The 15,787-nt window shown below is 38.2% G+C and carries 14 protein-coding genes; 5 read left to right on the plus strand and 9 right to left on the minus strand.

Annotation, left to right across the window (positions count from 1 at the left end):
• Positions 1 to 98: 98 nt before the first annotated feature.
• A complete protein-coding gene (locus tag H6G57_RS16660; protein ID WP_190520472.1) occupies positions 99 to 2,831 on the plus strand; it encodes a PAS domain-containing protein in 2,733 nt (910 codons plus the stop codon).
• Here H6G57_RS16660 and H6G57_RS16665 read toward each other — a convergent pair.
• From H6G57_RS16665 to H6G57_RS16675, 3 genes are all read right to left on the minus strand, one after another.
• Positions 2,812 to 3,387, minus strand: a complete 576-nt coding sequence (locus H6G57_RS16665) for a Uma2 family endonuclease (RefSeq protein WP_190520474.1) — start codon at positions 3,385 to 3,387, stop codon at positions 2,812 to 2,814. The genes H6G57_RS16660 and H6G57_RS16665 overlap by 20 nt on opposite strands.
• 103 nt (positions 3,388 to 3,490) lie before the next feature.
• Positions 3,491 to 4,210 (minus strand): 4'-phosphopantetheinyl transferase superfamily protein, encoded by a 720-nt coding sequence (locus H6G57_RS16670; protein WP_190520476.1) that lies wholly within the window; start codon positions 4,208 to 4,210, stop codon positions 3,491 to 3,493.
• Positions 4,203 to 6,572 (minus strand): response regulator, encoded by a 2,370-nt coding sequence (locus tag H6G57_RS16675; RefSeq protein ID WP_190520478.1) that lies wholly within the window; start codon positions 6,570 to 6,572, stop codon positions 4,203 to 4,205. Before H6G57_RS16675 ends, H6G57_RS16670 begins: the two co-directional genes overlap by 8 nt.
• A 340-nt stretch (positions 6,573 to 6,912) precedes the next feature.
• On the opposite strand from H6G57_RS16675, the gene H6G57_RS16680 reads away from it, so the two are divergent.
• Both H6G57_RS16680 and H6G57_RS16685 read left to right on the plus strand, forming a co-directional pair.
• The gene (locus H6G57_RS16680) at positions 6,913 to 7,290 is read left to right on the plus strand and encodes a hypothetical protein (protein ID WP_190520480.1); all 378 of its coding nucleotides are present in this window, start codon (positions 6,913 to 6,915) and stop codon (positions 7,288 to 7,290) included.
• 69 nt (positions 7,291 to 7,359) lie between these two features.
• Positions 7,360 to 7,839: a hypothetical protein gene (locus H6G57_RS16685; RefSeq protein ID WP_190520482.1), complete on the plus strand. Its 480-nt coding sequence runs from the start codon at positions 7,360 to 7,362 to the stop codon at positions 7,837 to 7,839.
• A gap of 89 nt (positions 7,840 to 7,928) precedes the next feature.
• Here the strand turns inward: H6G57_RS16685 and H6G57_RS16690 are convergent, their stop codons facing one another.
• Positions 7,929 to 8,687: a CorA family divalent cation transporter gene (locus tag H6G57_RS16690; RefSeq protein WP_190520484.1), complete on the minus strand. Its 759-nt coding sequence runs from the start codon at positions 8,685 to 8,687 to the stop codon at positions 7,929 to 7,931.
• A 212-nt stretch (positions 8,688 to 8,899) separates the two neighbouring features.
• On the minus strand, positions 8,900 to 9,421 hold the full coding sequence (locus H6G57_RS16695) for a hypothetical protein (RefSeq protein WP_190520486.1): 522 nt from the start codon (positions 9,419 to 9,421) through the stop codon (positions 8,900 to 8,902).
• Between the two features lie 161 nt (positions 9,422 to 9,582).
• On the opposite strand from H6G57_RS16695, the gene H6G57_RS16700 reads away from it, so the two are divergent.
• Entirely contained in the window at positions 9,583 to 9,840 is a 258-nt protein-coding gene (locus H6G57_RS16700) for a hypothetical protein (protein WP_072719321.1), read from the plus strand.
• 229 nt (positions 9,841 to 10,069) lie between these two features.
• Here H6G57_RS16700 and gatB read toward each other — a convergent pair whose 3' ends face one another.
• On the minus strand, positions 10,070 to 11,554 hold the full coding sequence (gene gatB, locus H6G57_RS16705) for an Asp-tRNA(Asn)/Glu-tRNA(Gln) amidotransferase subunit GatB (RefSeq protein WP_190520647.1): 1,485 nt from the start codon (positions 11,552 to 11,554) through the stop codon (positions 10,070 to 10,072).
• A gap of 164 nt (positions 11,555 to 11,718) precedes the next feature.
• On the opposite strand from gatB, the gene egtD reads away from it, so the two are divergent.
• On the plus strand, positions 11,719 to 12,741 hold the full coding sequence (gene egtD / locus H6G57_RS16710) for an L-histidine N(alpha)-methyltransferase (protein WP_190520488.1): 1,023 nt from the start codon (positions 11,719 to 11,721) through the stop codon (positions 12,739 to 12,741).
• 107 nt (positions 12,742 to 12,848) lie between these two features.
• On the opposite strand, the gene H6G57_RS16715 is transcribed toward egtD, so the two are convergent.
• From H6G57_RS16715 to H6G57_RS16725, 3 genes are all read right to left on the minus strand, one after another.
• Positions 12,849 to 14,159: an LCP family protein gene (locus H6G57_RS16715; protein ID WP_190520490.1), complete on the minus strand. Its 1,311-nt coding sequence runs from the start codon at positions 14,157 to 14,159 to the stop codon at positions 12,849 to 12,851.
• A gap of 127 nt (positions 14,160 to 14,286) precedes the next feature.
• Positions 14,287 to 14,970, minus strand: coding sequence for a HEAT repeat domain-containing protein (locus tag H6G57_RS16720; RefSeq protein WP_190520492.1), 684 nt, complete (start codon positions 14,968 to 14,970; stop codon positions 14,287 to 14,289).
• A gap of 153 nt (positions 14,971 to 15,123) precedes the next feature.
• Positions 15,124 to 15,774: a methyltransferase domain-containing protein gene (locus H6G57_RS16725; RefSeq protein ID WP_190520494.1), complete on the minus strand. Its 651-nt coding sequence runs from the start codon at positions 15,772 to 15,774 to the stop codon at positions 15,124 to 15,126.
• Positions 15,775 to 15,787: the final 13 nt, after the last annotated feature.

Raw genomic sequence — 15,787 nt, forward strand, 5'->3', positions numbered from 1 at the left:
ACTGTTGAGGTTATTATCAATTATTAAGGGACGTTTTTTTGAGGTTATTATCGCTATTTTATTGTGTCTTTCTCCTTAAATAAATTTTTAAAACCGTCATGAACTTGACCTGGATGATTTCACAAAAACTGGTGGCAATGGCTTCAGGGATGTCTCAGGGTTCCTGCTACCTTTGGCAATCTCAATTCATGAAGCTTCATCTTGTTTCCGATTTGTTCATTGCCTTGGCTTATTTTTCGATCCCCATTGCATTAATTTATTTTGTTCGTCAGCGTCAAGATTTACCCTACCCTGAAGTTTTTATCCTATTTAGTGCCTTTATTTTTGCTTGTGGACTCAACCATTTAATGGCGATTTTTACCCTTTGGTATCCTCTATATTGGTTATCAGGAGGATTAAAGGCAATCACGGCTTTAATTTCAATTTTTACATCTTATAAAATTATTCCTTTAGTTCCCAAATTATTACAACTTTGCACACCTAAAGAACTTGAAGCCATCAACCAAGCGTTAACGACAACCCAACAGCGTTATCAATCTTTAATGGAAGCTTGTCCAGTGGGTTTGTTTGAAACGGATGTAACGGGACGCTGTTTATATGTGAATGAATATGGATGTCGAATTACCGGACAGCAACCTTCAGATGCGTTAAATAGAGGTTGGGTTGATGGCATTTATCCTGATGATCGAGAACGGTTAATTGAGGAATGGTTAAATGCGATTCAAAATCAACAATCCTTTTCTTCAGAATATCGTTTAAAATCATTAGATCAAAGCGGGGTTTGGGTCTTAGGTCAAGCGGTTCCGATCAAAGATCCGTTGGGGAATGTAACGGGATATATTGGCACGCTCACAGATATTCATGATCGCAAAAAAGTAGAGGAAGCACTACAAAAATCTCAACAAATGCTGCAATTAATTATGAATACGATCCCGCAACGAATTTTTTGGAAAGATCGCAATTCTGTGTATCAAGGGTGTAATTTACAAGTCGCTTTGGATGCGGGGTTTAAGTCTCCTGAAGATTTGATTGGAAAAACAGATTACGATTTCCCTGCGAGTTTAAGTGAAATTGAACATTATCGCAAAGTTGATCAAGAAGTCATGGAAACGAATACCCCTCGTTATCGAATTATCGAAACTTTATTGAATGCCAATGGTCAACAATGTTGGATAGAAACTAATAAAATTCCCCTGCATGATCCAGAGGGAAATGTGGTGGGAATTTTAGGAACTTATGAAGATATTACAGAACGAAAAGTTGCGGAAGAATTATTAGCACAATCGGAATTTAGGTTCCGACAATTGGCTCAACAGGAAAAATTAATTAATCATTTAGCCAACCAAATTCGGAATTCTTTAGATTTGAAAACAATTTTAGAAACAACCGTTTTGCAAGTTTGGGAGTTAATGAAGGTTGATCGCTGCTATTTTTGTTGGTATCGCCGGGAAGAAATGAATTTTAATTCTGTTTATTCTAATCCGTCTCAACCCTATTTTACTCCGGCTTATTGGGAAATTGTAACGGAAGCTAAAGATCCGGCTTTTGCCAATATTGTTGGTCGCTATTCTTTAGAAGAAGTTGGGGTTTGGTCACAGCAATATTTGGATTTAAACATGGGACGAATTAATCATGTTGTTAATCTCCCTGATTCTCAAGAAAAATCCTGTTTACTTCAGTTTGGATTTGTGTCTGTTCTGTCTCTTCCTATTCAAACCCAAATGGGAGAAATTGGGGTTTTAGTCTGTGCTAATCATCAGGAACCTCGATGCTGGACTGATTCAGAAGTGGAATTATTACAGGCGGTGACGGCGCAAGTGGCGATCGCAATTAATCAAGCCCAACTTTATAGCCAAACCCGTGAAGCAGCGGCGTTAGCAAAAGCTCAAACCTTAGAATTAGAAACAACGTTAAAGAAATTACAACAAACTCAAGCCCATTTAATTCAAACGGAAAAGATGTCTTCTTTGGGTCAGTTGGTGGCGGGTGTCGCCCATGAAATTAATAATCCGATTAATTTTATTTACGGAAATGTGGATTATGCAACTCAATATATGGAGGATTTATTAAGTTTAATTGAACTGTATCAACAGCATTATTCTGAACCTGTTTCTGTTATTCAAGAGGCAATAGAAACGGTTGATTTAGAATTTTTAAAACGGGATTTACCTAAACTCTTAAGTTCGATGAAAGCGGGAGCAAGTCGCATTCAGCAAATTGTTTTATCCTTACGCAATTTTTCTCGTTTAGATGAATCTTCTGTGAAAAAGGTGAATTTGCATGAAGGTTTAGAAAATACCTTATTAATTCTCCAAAATCGCTTATCAGAAGCTGGGGGACAAGAAATGATTCAGGTGATTAAAAATTATGGTAATTTACCCTTGATTGAATGTTATGCAGGTCAAATTAATCAAGTTTTTATGAATTTACTAACGAATGCGATTGATGCGGTTCAGGAGCGAAGATTGGAACGGGATGAGGCTCTTTTTTCTCAATCTTCTGAGGAGGAGATTGATTTTAATTCATTAAATTCTTGGCAACCTAGGATTACCATTACCACTGAAATTAGTCAAAATGAACAGGTTATTATCCGTATTACTGATAATGGGATGGGAATGACGGAAGCCGTTAAAACTAAATTATTTGATCCCTTCTTTACAACAAAACCTGTCGGAAAAGGGACGGGTTTAGGATTAGCTATTAGCTATCAAATTGTTGTGGAAAGACATCAGGGTCAATTGAAGTGTTCGTCTCAAGTCAGAGAAGGCTCAGAGTTTACCGTTGAGATTCCGATTCAACAATACAAAAATTTTACACTTGATCAAAATTAATCCCTTCATATAGAAGTTCCATTGGACACTCAAACTCTATGCTTTTTAATGCGATTACATCCCCATTTTCATACCCATAATAATACCACATTTTCCCTTCTCCTCGATGATAAACTTCAACAGAAATGGATTCTGAATCAATTAACATATATTCTTGTAAACTCGAAATTTGGCGATAATATTTGAGTTTTTTTGTACAATCATAACTAGCGGTACTAGGAGAAAGAACTTCAACAATAACTTTAGGGTTTTGAATAAACTTACGAGATTTTAAGTCTTCAGGATCACAAGTTATAACTAAATCTGGATAAAAATAGCGACTGTTTTGATGAGTCTGAACTTTCACATCTGAGACATTAACTCGACAGCCTCTTTGACGCAAATGAGGTCTAAGGGCAGTATATAAGTTGAGAGCAATGTCATTATGAGGAATACTACCCCCTGTCATCGCTAAAATTTTGCCATCAACATATTCATGACGAAGTTCCTGTGTGGCTTCCCATTCTAGGTATGCTTCCACCGTCATTTTTTGGGGATATTGGGGTTCAGAAATCATAATTTTTTACTCTCTCAATCTAGGGTATTGAATGACTATCTCCTGATCATATTAACATGGCTTAACTCAATTTTACTCAACATTTTGGTATCCTATGATTAAGTTATTCTTCATCTATCCAATGCCAAAATTTAAACTGATAATTGATGCCCTCAATGGCTAAGGTTGCTCTATAATTTTCTGGGGTTTCAATGGTTTTTAATGTCCAATTTTTGGCAATTTCTGAATTTTGGGAAATCTTCAAAATTTGTAAGACTGAACTTAAAGGCGTTTTAATTTCAATATCCTGTAACCCCACTAAGCCTTCTCCCGTTGCTTTTAAATAAGCTTCTTTGCACGTCCAGAGTTGAAAAAATCCAGCATCTTGTTCTTCTAACTGTAAAGAATTTAACCATTGATATTCCGAATCACAAAAAAAGCGTTTAGCTAAAGATAAGATTTCAATTTTACGAATATATTCAATATCTACACCGATATTTTTTTCTAAGGCGATCGCATAAATAGCTTTTCCATAAGAATGAGATAAATTAAAGTGTAGGGGTAAGGGATTTTGATCTAAACTAGGTTTTCCTTTGGAACTATACTTAAATTTAATCTCTGCTGGTGATAAAGTTAAATACTGACTTAGAATCCTTCTTAGGGTTCCCCGTGCGATGATAAATGCTTGTTGATCTTTTTCAAACTTAAAGCGTTCAGCCCGTTTTTTTTCATCAGCAGAAAGAATCGTTTGGTAAAATTGAAGAGATGAAAGCGATCGCTTCAGGTTTGTTTGCCAAACATGAATACTTTGAGAAGATAACTGAAAATATAAATGACTATCCATTACGATGATGAACCTGTTGATATAATTGTTGTAATGTTTGTCCTTGGGTAGGAAATTCTGTAATTTTCACCTCACAAACAACTTGAAATCGTTGTCCTTCCAAGGTGGTAAAAACCTGCTGTCGGAGAGAAATTAAGATATCAGATAGGTGTTCCTGAGCTTCTGCTTGAGTTAACCCCGGCATTCCGACGACAAATTCCCCATTTCCCCAATATCCAATTGTTTCAACTCCAACCGTAGTCATTCCTTGAAATAAACGCCCCCACCGTTGCAAAACTTGATAGCCAATCAAATGCCCATATTCAAGATTAATATCATGCAGTTGACTAAAACTTAATACTCCCAAAGAAAACGGTTGTTCTAATTGTTGACATTTCTGGATTTGTTGTTCTAATTCTTGACTAGACTGGAGATAATTTGCTAACCCTGTGATCGGATCTTTTGTAGACAATGTTTGTAATAATCGAGTCCGTTCTAAACGGTTAGTAATGCGAGTCAATAGTTCTGGCCCCATAACCGGTTTGCTCACATAATCATCCGCCCCCGCCGCAAATACCTGTTGAATCGTTTTACTATCACAATGGGCCGTGAGAAATACAATCGGTAATCCTTGCCAATGGGGATCAGCCCGAACCGTTTGGCAAAGTTCTATTCCACTAACCGGAGACATTTCCACATCTAAAATTAATAAATCCGGTGAAACAGAGTTCAAAACCTCCCAAAACCGCAGGGGGTCAATGAGTCCCGTCATTCTTATCCTCCAAGGCTCTAAAACGGGCCGCAAGGTGGCTAAAAATAACGGGTCATCATCGACGACCAAAACGTTGACTTTGGAGTGCGGAGAGGCGTGTAACAGTTGGCTGGTGGCTTCCCAAATTTGGGTTGGGGTAACAGGTTTAACGAAGATTCTGCGACCCCCTGCACGAGCGACCGTGACTCGATCCATTAAACCTTCTGTGGAGGTTAGGACTAAGACGGGAATGGGAGGAGTACGTTTGGCTAAATCTATAATCAGTTGGGATCGGTCTTCGGCTTTAATATTGGGATAGTCATTGAAGACAACAACCTCTGGAGTATTGATATTTAACCAAGTTTTTGCCTCTACTAAGGTGGGAATTTGTTGCCAAGCTAACCCCATAGAATCTGCTAAAGATTGCAAAGCTTTTCCGAATTCAAGATCGGAATCAATTAATAATAGGCGAGGGGAAATCTCGGAAACTGAATATTCAGGTAAGGAATTCACATTGGGGGAGAGATTGATTTCTAAATTCGGGGGGGTTGAGGTCGGGAAAGACAGAGGAGATTGATCGGGTTCAGACATTGAGTGAGGCAGTAACTTTTCTAATTCGTGAATGTAGGAGTGTAAGAGTTGGATTTGCTCAAAGGTTAGGGGCTGATCTCCTTCTAAATTCTGTTCAATTTTTTGAGCAATTTCTGTCCCTTGTTCTAGGTCAAACATTCCAAGGACTCCGGCTAATTTATGGGCGGCTTGTTCGGCGGCATTACGCAGGGAAGGAAGCAGGGTATTTGTGGTTAAGGCGATCGCTAAATGTTGCAAAATCGCTAACCGTTCTATTAATAAATCTTGATATTGATTCCAGAGTTTTTCTTTGGCTTGGTTAAACTGTTGTTCTAGGGAAATCTCAATTGCAGGCTGAGGAGAATCAACAGAAACAGAGGGCGTTGTTTGGAGTTTTGCACTGAGACGATAACCCAACCCATAAACATTTTCAATCCACTCCGCCGCACCAACCGCTTTTAATTTTTGTCTCAATCCTTTAATATGAGCTTTAACACTTTCTTCTTGGGGTGGATCATCAAAACTCCACAAATATTCAATCAATTCAGCCCGACTAAAAACCCGCGCGGGGTTTCGCATTAATAATTCTAATAAACTATATTCTTTGGGGGTCAGGGTAATGGGTTGATGGGCATAATGAACTTGACAAGTTACCGGATTCAGTTGTAAATTTCCAATTTCTAAGATAGAGGAATGGGAAACCTCGCCTCGTCGTAATAAAGCCCGAACTCTCGCTTGAAATTCGGCAATATCAATCGGTTTAATTAAATAATCATCAGCACCCGCATCTAAACCTCGGATGCGCTCGCTTGTTCCGTCTTTAGCGGTTATTAATAAAATCGGGATGGTACTGCCTTGATAACGTAATTTTTGACACAGCGTAATGCCGTCTAATTTCGGTAATCCTACATCAATGACAATTAAGTTATAAGTGGTACTTTGAGCATATTCCCACCCCATTTGACCATCTTCAGCTTGATCGACAATATAACGCTGGTTGGTTAAAGATTGTACCAACATTGATGCAAAAATTGGATCATCTTCGATCAACAAAATTTTCATGGTGAGTTTAATCTTTCCCTTGAAATGCGATACCTTCCCGACTTTTTCCCGATCCTACCTTAACTTTAGATTTGAGAATTCCTTCTGACTCCAACTCAAACGGTTTTTCTCGGTTTATTCTCCAGTGTAACGTACCTGTAGATAGGCGTTATCTTGGGTTCTACATTGAGAAGAAGCAAGGAAATTAATTCCTCACTTCTTCTCAATTCCTATCTTATCTTAACGGGATCTTCCTCTAGTCTCCAATTATTCTGTCTTGATTTTGATAAATTGCCGATCATTAAACCTTGACTAGAGTGGATTTTCCCAGTTTTGAACAGATGCTGAGGAGCCATTAGAAATGTTCCAGATTCCTTTACCACCAACCTTACCCATCAGTCGATTATTTACAGCCTTCTTAGTTCTTCCCCTCGTGATGTTTCATAGTCAACGCGCGATCGCTGATAAGTCTGATTTTGTGATTGCCAATAACAGTAGTAAAATGGTAACAGAACTCTATCTGTCTGATTCGAGCCTTGATAATTGGGAATATGACATTTTGCAAACCGATGTGTTACCAACGGGGCAAAGTGTTCAAGTTGTATTCTCTGATCCTAACTCGGCTCGGTGTTTTTACGATATTCGTGTTGTATTTGCTGATGGGCAAATCTGGGAAGACTACCAGATTAATGTCTGTAGGAATAATCTTTACACCTTTGTTGATCCCACTCAAACTTAATATTAATTGTTTTAGGTTTGAGTGATTAACGTTGACTCCTTATCTCAAAAATTCTTCTAACTAAATCCTATGATTCATCACCTTTCTATTCCGGCTAAAAATCCCCGTCAAGTCGCTGAAGTTCTAGCCAAGATTTCTCAAGGAAAATTTGCTCCTTTTCCCCCCCATCCGGGTAGTTATTTTGTGTTAATGTTAGATGAATATGGAACCGCCATTGAGGTCTATCCCTTCGGCACAGAATTAACACCGGGAACCGGATCTCAAGATGTTCTATTTACCCATAATGCTTGGGGTTCTAACTATAGTGCAACCCATCTAGCTCTTTCTGTTCCGATTACTCAAGAGGAAATTGAAACCATTGCGGCCGAAAACGAATGGCGTGCGGTTCGTTGTAATCGAGACAATGCTTTTGATGTCATAGAATTTTGGGTAGAAAATCAATTTTTAATTGAACTTTTACCTCCAGAATTTGCCCAAAAATATTTATCCTTTATGCAACCCCATCAAATTGAGCAATTTCTAGCGGCTGCTACTGTTTCGACACCTTGAATCAGTTATCAGTTATCAGTTATCAGTTATCAGTTATCAGTTATCAGTTATCAGTTGTTAGTTAATAACTCAACAAGGAAATAACTTTGTTATTCTTTCAACCCTTGTTTTAAATCCATTGCTAATTTATTAAAATTTAATTGGGAAAAGGTTCCTGTAAAAACCCATTGTCTAACGACTAATCCTAACCAAATTCCGGCTAAAAACATCAGCCAAAACATCAGGGGAGATTGAAGTTCTAAACCGCTTTTTAAGTTCATCCCAAATACGCAGGAAATAGCCGTAAGCGGAAAGAAAATCGCAGCTAAAGTATTGAGTCGATTTCCAGCTTTAGCAGCAGCTTCTGTTTCAGTTGCAATTTTAAAATCCAAGGCATTTTTTGTGTTAATATAAAGAATATCTAACGTGCGTTCAATTTCATAAGCCCAATCTCTTAAATCCACAATATCTCGATCTTGAGGAATTGCTTCTCTGGCTGTTTGTAACGTGGCGTGTAAGTTTTCTGTCGCTAATTGTAGGGGGGTAATAGCCTCTAAAAGGTTAAAATAATCCTCTGCGGTTTTAGCAATATTATATAATTGATTTAAGTCTTCTTCGGCTGAATGATACTCTTTCAAATGATTCGTTAATTGTTGAAACGCGACACCCCCTTTACTACATTCCCAACGACCATCAGGTCTACGCCAAAATAAGACCCCTTCTCGATGACGCTCGCCCGGTTTGGGCGCTTTATGTAATACTAATAACAGATGCTCATCGGCTATCATCGCCCGTTGTTTACCAAAACTTTTTTGACCAAAGCGATCGCAAATCGCTGACGGAAGATTCCAAGTTGGGGGTAATTTCATAAGAGAGGAGGGAACAGGGAACAGGGAACAGGGAACAGGGAACAGGGAACAGGGAACAGGGAACAGAAAAGAAGAGTTTACTTTTTAAGTTTGCTGTATTAGTTTTTGTCAATCACCGTATTTACAGAACTGCTTAAATTAAGGGTTATCTATTGACAGTTCAGGGTTAACCGCTAATTGTAAACTGTCAACAGATAATAGCCTGCTAAAACCTATTTTTTATCTTTTTTTCCGGGAGCATTTTCGGGTTTGGCTTCAGGATCAGAAGACTTTAAAGCTTCATCTAAAATTACTCTTGCTTCTTCGGCTTTTGCTCTCGCTTCTCGATATCGAAGATTAGAAACCGCAAAGTTTTTTAACACCTTAAACCCATCTTTTAATTCGGTTACTTCTTCTACCGTTACAGGTTGATCTGTAAACAAAATATCAATGGCTTCTCGCACTTTTAGAGCTTCTTCCCGTGATTCCATTACTTTCAATTTCAACGAAGCCAAATTACTCAAAATCTGCACAGCTTCAGAAATGGCATCTTCTTCTTCAACGGGGGTATCATCGGGCTCTTTGACTTCGATAAACTGTTGAGGACTAAAGCCTTCATCTAATTCCGTTGGCAGTTTACCTGCATCCATCAATTCCATGAGTTTGTCCATCGCTTTCTCACGGGCTTGGGATGAATCTTTGCCTCGGACGGTGAGAACGATTTCTGGACTTTGAGCAAGGGTGTAGCGAACCATATTGACACAGACTGCCTATGATAACTCTTGACTTCTATTGTAGCAAAGGTTCGGTTCAGATTAGGTTAAACTTATCTACAATTTGGGTTTTAACCGTTAGGAGCGACTGATAAAGGTTTAAGATTAAATCAGTTAATCTAATTTTGAGTTGAGTTGGGACGATGAAAGAACAATTGATCAAATGGTTAAATCGAATTTTAGTGGCGGATGTCTTTTTAGTATTATTCAGTTTTTTTTGGTTAGTGATTGCGGTTTTAGGACATTCTTTTAAAGTCAATCTCGGCTTAGATTTATGGTACAAACTTTGGGAACCTGTGTTTACTCCCGCTATTGGCATTTTAATGGGAGGGGCGATTCTTAGTTGGGCGATTAGTAAAGTTAACCAATTATTTTTTAGCCCCAAATCCGATGAATTCTGAAGAATAGGTTGGGTTTAGCAATTGTGAAACCCAACCTATTAAACAATTTCTGATTTCTTGAAGATTAAGGAATAATCAAGAAAATTCCCCAAGCGAGAAGAGACAAAATAAACAAAAAACTAACTCGCCAGTACAATCGATCCCGTTCATAGTTTGACATCGGTTGAAATCTCCTTAAAATCTAAGGGAAGTTAGGGGATTTGACCTCAACCTAACTGCCCAAAATTTCTTATTTTTTCAACTTTTCTCCTAAGAGTTGATTGGTCAGTTTAGGGTCAGCCCGTCCGCCCGTTTTCTTCATAATTTGCCCCACAAAAAACCCTTGAAGTTTGGTTTTGCCAGCATGATATTGTTCGAGTTCTTTGGGATTTTCAGCTAACACTTGATCGATAATTTCTTCTAAAGCTTTAGGATCGGATAATTGAATTAATGCTTTGGCTTCCACTAAATCTTTAGGAGAACCTCCTTTTGCCAATAATTCCGGTAATAAATCTTTGGCAATTTTACCACTAATCGTTCCGGCTTCAATTAAAGCAATTAACTCCGCTAATTCTTGAGGTTTGAGGGCAATTTTAGTGATACTGCATTTTTCGTTTTTTAGATAGGCGGTAATATCCCCCATAATCCAGTTTACCGCTTGTTTAATATTAGCACCTGCGGCAATAGTTGCTTCAAAATATTCAGAAACCGGACGATCATCCGTTAAAACACGAGTATCATAGGGGGATAATCCTAATTCTGTTTCATAGCGATGACGTTTGGCAGCCGGAAGTTCAGGTAATTGGGATTGCCAAGTTTTTAATTGTTCAACAGACACTTCAATCGGGGGAAGATCGGGCTCAGGAAAATAGCGATAATCGCTTGATCCTTCCTTCGTTCGCATACTAATCGTTCGTTGACTTCCTTCTTCCCATAAGCGAGTTTCTTGAATAATTTTTTCTCCCGCTTCTATGGCTGCAATTTGCCGTTCTATTTCATGATCAATCGCCCGTTGAATGGCACTAAAAGAGTTCATATTTTTAATTTCAACTTTCGTTCCAAACTCTTTTTGACCCACAGGACGCACGGAAATATTAACATCACAACGCAGAGAACCTTCCTGCATATTGCCATCACTCACGCCTAAATACCGCATAATTCGACGCAATTCTTGGGCGTATTCAGCCGCTTCTTGTCCCGAACGAATATCCGGTTCAGACACAATTTCTACTAAAGCAATTCCCGCCCGATTATAATCAACCATAGAATAGGTTGAACCGGAAAGGCGATCGCTTCCACCATGAACTAATTTTCCCGCATCTTCCTCCATGTGTAAGCGAGTAATGCCGATGATTTTGCGCCTTGAACTGCCATCTTCCTCAACAATTTCAATTTCTAATTGACCCTTTGCGGCAATCGGTAAATCATATTGAGAAATTTGATAATTTTTAGGCAAATCAGGATAAAAATATTGTTTGCGATCAAATTTACTGTAAGCAGCAATTTCACAATTAAGGGCTAACCCAGCTTTTACGGCATATTCTAAGACTTTTTCATTTAACACCGGGAGGACACCGGGTAATCCCATACAAATGGGATCAATATTCATATTGGGATCAGCCCCAAATTTCGTGGAAGAATTGGAGAAAATCTTAGTTTCCGTACTCAGTTGACAATGGGTTTCTAACCCAATAATCGCTTCATACTTCGTTGTAACAGGTGCAGTAGCGGTCATAGACATTCATCAGACTTTTGTTAACAGCTATTCCCTATTGTATATTTTTTTTGTTGCTCTGAGTCTGTCAGACGATGGATCATGGCTTAATTTTATCTAAAAATAGGTTTTAATCAACAAAACAGGGTAAAATCTTATTCTTAAGCTGAGTTTTATCTTTTATAATGCCAATTTCAAATTCTTCCCTTGTATCATCAGAGGAGTACATCCGGGTTAACCCTCGCTTAACAATTGAAACTTTTCGGGAAAAATGCCCGGTTACGGCTGGAGAGGACGTGATCAAAGGGCTAACTCAAACCCCGAAAACCTTACCGCCTAAATATTTTTATGATGATCAGGGATCATTATTGTTTGAGAAAATTTGTGAGTTACCTGAATATTATTTAACGCGAACAGAAACTAAAATTTTACAAGATTATGCCTCGGAAATTGCCCATTTAACAGGCCCTTGTGAAGTTGTAGAATTAGGAAGTGGGAGTTCTACAAAAACTCGGATTCTATTAGACGCTTATCAAGAGTTAGGTCATCCTCTACATTATTTACCCATTGATATTAGTGGGGGAATTTTAGAACAAAGTGCCTATTCTCTCCTGGAAGATTATCCCACGCTGCATATTCATGGGATTGTTAGTACCTATGAAACAGCCTTAAAACATCTCAATTCTTCTCCTTTACCATCACGAATGATCGGTTTTATTGGAAGTACATTAGGCAATTTAAAACCCGAAGAATGCCATGTTTTTTTTGCCCATGTTGTTGAATCGTTGCAGCCCGGAGATTATTTTTTATTAGGGGTAGATTTACATAAATCTAAGTCGATTTTAGAACCTGCTTATGATGATAGTCAAGGCGTGACGGCTGCTTTTAACTTAAATATGTTGCGACATTTAAACCGTTTGTTTGAAGGAAATTTTAAGATTGAGCAATTTGAACATTTAGCCTTTTACAATGACACGAAGCATCAAATTGAAATGCACTTAAAAAGTTTGCGATCGCAAATCGTTGAACTTAAAACCCTAAATTTAACGATTGAATTTGCCGAAGGCGAAACGATTCATACTGAAATTTCTCGTAAGTTTCAATTTGAACAAATTCAAGAGGAATTACAAACCCTAGGATTAGTTACATTAAAGCATTGGACAGATGAAAATCAATATTTGGGTTTAATCTTGTGTCAATTGCAATAGACAGTTATCAGTTATCAGTCATCAGTCATCAAGTATCCGCATCATCAGTTATCAGTTATCGGTTCATGGTCAATTGTTATTTGCTAAAGTTTTAAAATCAGTGCTGATCACTTGTTTTTGATCCAATCTTCGCCGACTCGAATGGTTAAATCTGAACCCAATTCTCCTGTGGCAGAGGCTTTAATTTCCCCTAAGCCAAGGGCTTTTTGCATCAATTTTGCCGCCCCTAAATCTCCGCCTTGAACAATAATTTGGGTTTGCAATTGTGGAGTTGATTCTATTGGGGCTAAATAAACTTGATTAAATCCTTGATTGGATAAAAAGTTAAGCATTTTTTCAGACCCAATCGGATGACCAGAGGCATTTTGAATCGCAATTTTTAAATCTTTGGATAAACTTTCATAAGCAGACGGTTCATAGGAACTTTTTAAGGTGTATCCTGTTGAATCTAAACGGAAATATTGATACATCACTCGATCCCGTCCCTGTTCATCCAGGAACCAATAACTACTATTAGAATCTTCCTGGAAACTAGAACGACCGGGTAACATCACCATTTTAAAATTCTGGGGGTCAAGATTCAAACCAAAATTAACTAAGGTTAAAATTTCTTCAAAACTCAAATTAGTATCAATATATTTTTGCATAATCCGAATAATTTCAGGAACACGCGGTAAAACTGTCGGATCTTTGAGTCGAACTAAAATCGCTTCCATTAACGCTTGTTGACGCTGAACACGGCCTAAATCTCCATAACCATCACCCCGAAAGCGCACAAATTGATCCGCTTGTTCTCCATTAATGGTTTGCCAACCCGGTGCTAAATCAATTTTTAATTGCTGAGTTTTATCTTGATAGGACATCGGTTGAGGAATATAAACTTCTACTCCTCCTAAAAAATCCACTAATTCTCGAAATGCACCACTACTTACACGAACATAACGGTTAACTTCAATTTTATTTAAAGTATTTTCAATTACCTGTTGTGCTAATTGAGCACCCCCCCAATAATTCGCCTCATTAATTTTTCCAGTTCCATAACCCGGAATTTCAACTTGAGTATCACGGGGAATAGATAATAAACTCACGGATTTATCTTGGGGTTCAAAACCCACTACTAACACCGTATCACTGCGACCTTTAAAAACATCAGGGGACGCTGAATCTTGATTATGATTACCATCAATTCCCAACACCAAAATATTAACCGAACGAGATAAATTATATTTAAACCGATGTCGCCATAGCCCATCTAAAATATTTAATTCGGGTTCATTAAAATCAAATTTTTCAGGAGCAAGTAAAGCTGTCATTGCTCCTAAAATAGCTGAAATACTAGCCAGCAATAAGACAATAAAACTAAAAAATATTAATTGGAGAATTTTAGGTTTTTGACGGTAAGGGAACGGAGAAGTCATAAGCTGATTTAAGGATAGCTTTTCAGGGAAATATAAAAACTGAAAATCTATCGTCTAATAGTCAGGTTCATTTGTCAAGATAGATTAAATCATCCTTTGTGTTCTCCATTCCCCTGTGATCAAATTCTTAAGATTTTAATCCGGCTTCTTGTAAGCGTTCTAGGGAAATTTTAGCAGCTTCAGCCACTTGAGGATGACTATCTTTGACTAAATAGTTCAACGCCGAAAGACTTTTGGGCGTCATCAAATGACCTAATGCTTCAGCTAATCGTTGCCGAACTAACCAATCTTCAGCTTGAGCAAAGCGAAGAATATGCTCAACAGATTCAACATCTTTAATTTCTCCGATCGTCGCGATCGCAGCTTGATGTAAAATCACTTCATTACTGTTTAATGCAGCTAATAAAACATCACGGGCGCGAATATCTTTTAGGTTGCCTAAAGAAACTGCTGCACTAAATCGAACCAGCCAATCTGTATCTTCATAAAAAGCTCTAACTAAAGGTTCAAATGCTCGAATATCTTCTAAATAACCCAAAGCCCCTGCTGCATCAGCCCTGACTCCATAATCAGGATCAGTTTCTAATAGATTCACCAACAGGGGATAGCATTCTGCTGTGGGTTTAATTCCTAGGGCAAAAACCGCCATTGACCGCACTTGTAAACTGGGATCATTGAGAACTTTTTTAATTAAAGGAACAGCATCTTCTGGGGGAATTTCCCGCAAAGAAACTAACGCCAATAAGCGATCGCGTAAGTTGGCACTCTCTAACTGATTTGAAATATTTTCTAAGTTCAACGGTTGACTCATTCGTAAATCAGGTTCAATTTAATCTTTATGTATTATAGTAAAAAAAACTCAAATTTGTAGAACACAAAGTTGCCTAAACGTAACTAAATTCTGCATTTCCCGATCAGGGGGAGTTAGGCGGATCAACTTCAGCCTAACTCCCCTAAATTTCTCTTATTTTTTTTTGACCCTAAACTGTCCCCAATGTTCTTCACCTTGACGCTTAGAGGTTGAGTTTGTCACCGGATGAAGATCAAGAATATGAAATTTATCTTGAAAATATGCTTGAATTTCCCCAGGTGTAATCCCAAACGGTGGCCCTCCAGGACGGGAATGGGTAAAAAACAACCCCAACAATTGCCCCTTGGGTTTCAGAATAGACTCAACTAACTGGACATAATTCCCGCGTTTTTCTGGGGAAATGGCACAAAAACAAGTATGTTCAACGACATAATCAAATTGTCCTGAAAACTCTTCCGATAATTCAAAAATATCCCGTTGTAAGAATATTGCTGAGGTGGGTAAATCTTGTCCTGAACCTTTTAAAAGAGACGGTTGAGCTATCAACTTCTGTTGCCAGTTTAAGGCTTCTTCAATTGCAGAAGTCGCGAAATCAATCCCAACAACATCAAATCCATAACTGGCAAACAACAGCGCCTCATAACCCCTTCCACAGCCTAAAACCGCAGTTTTTCCCGGTGGTAGGGTGTGAGAAGATTGCAAAAAATCAACAAAGGGGGGTGCTGGTTCTCCTAAGTCCCATCCTGGGGTTCCCTGTTGATAGTGTTCTTCCCAAAAATTGGGTTCATTAACTGATAAAATCATAACTATTTATTGT

Source organism: Planktothrix sp. FACHB-1365, assembly GCF_014697575.1.
GTDB lineage: Bacteria > Cyanobacteriota > Cyanobacteriia > Cyanobacteriales > Microcoleaceae > Planktothrix.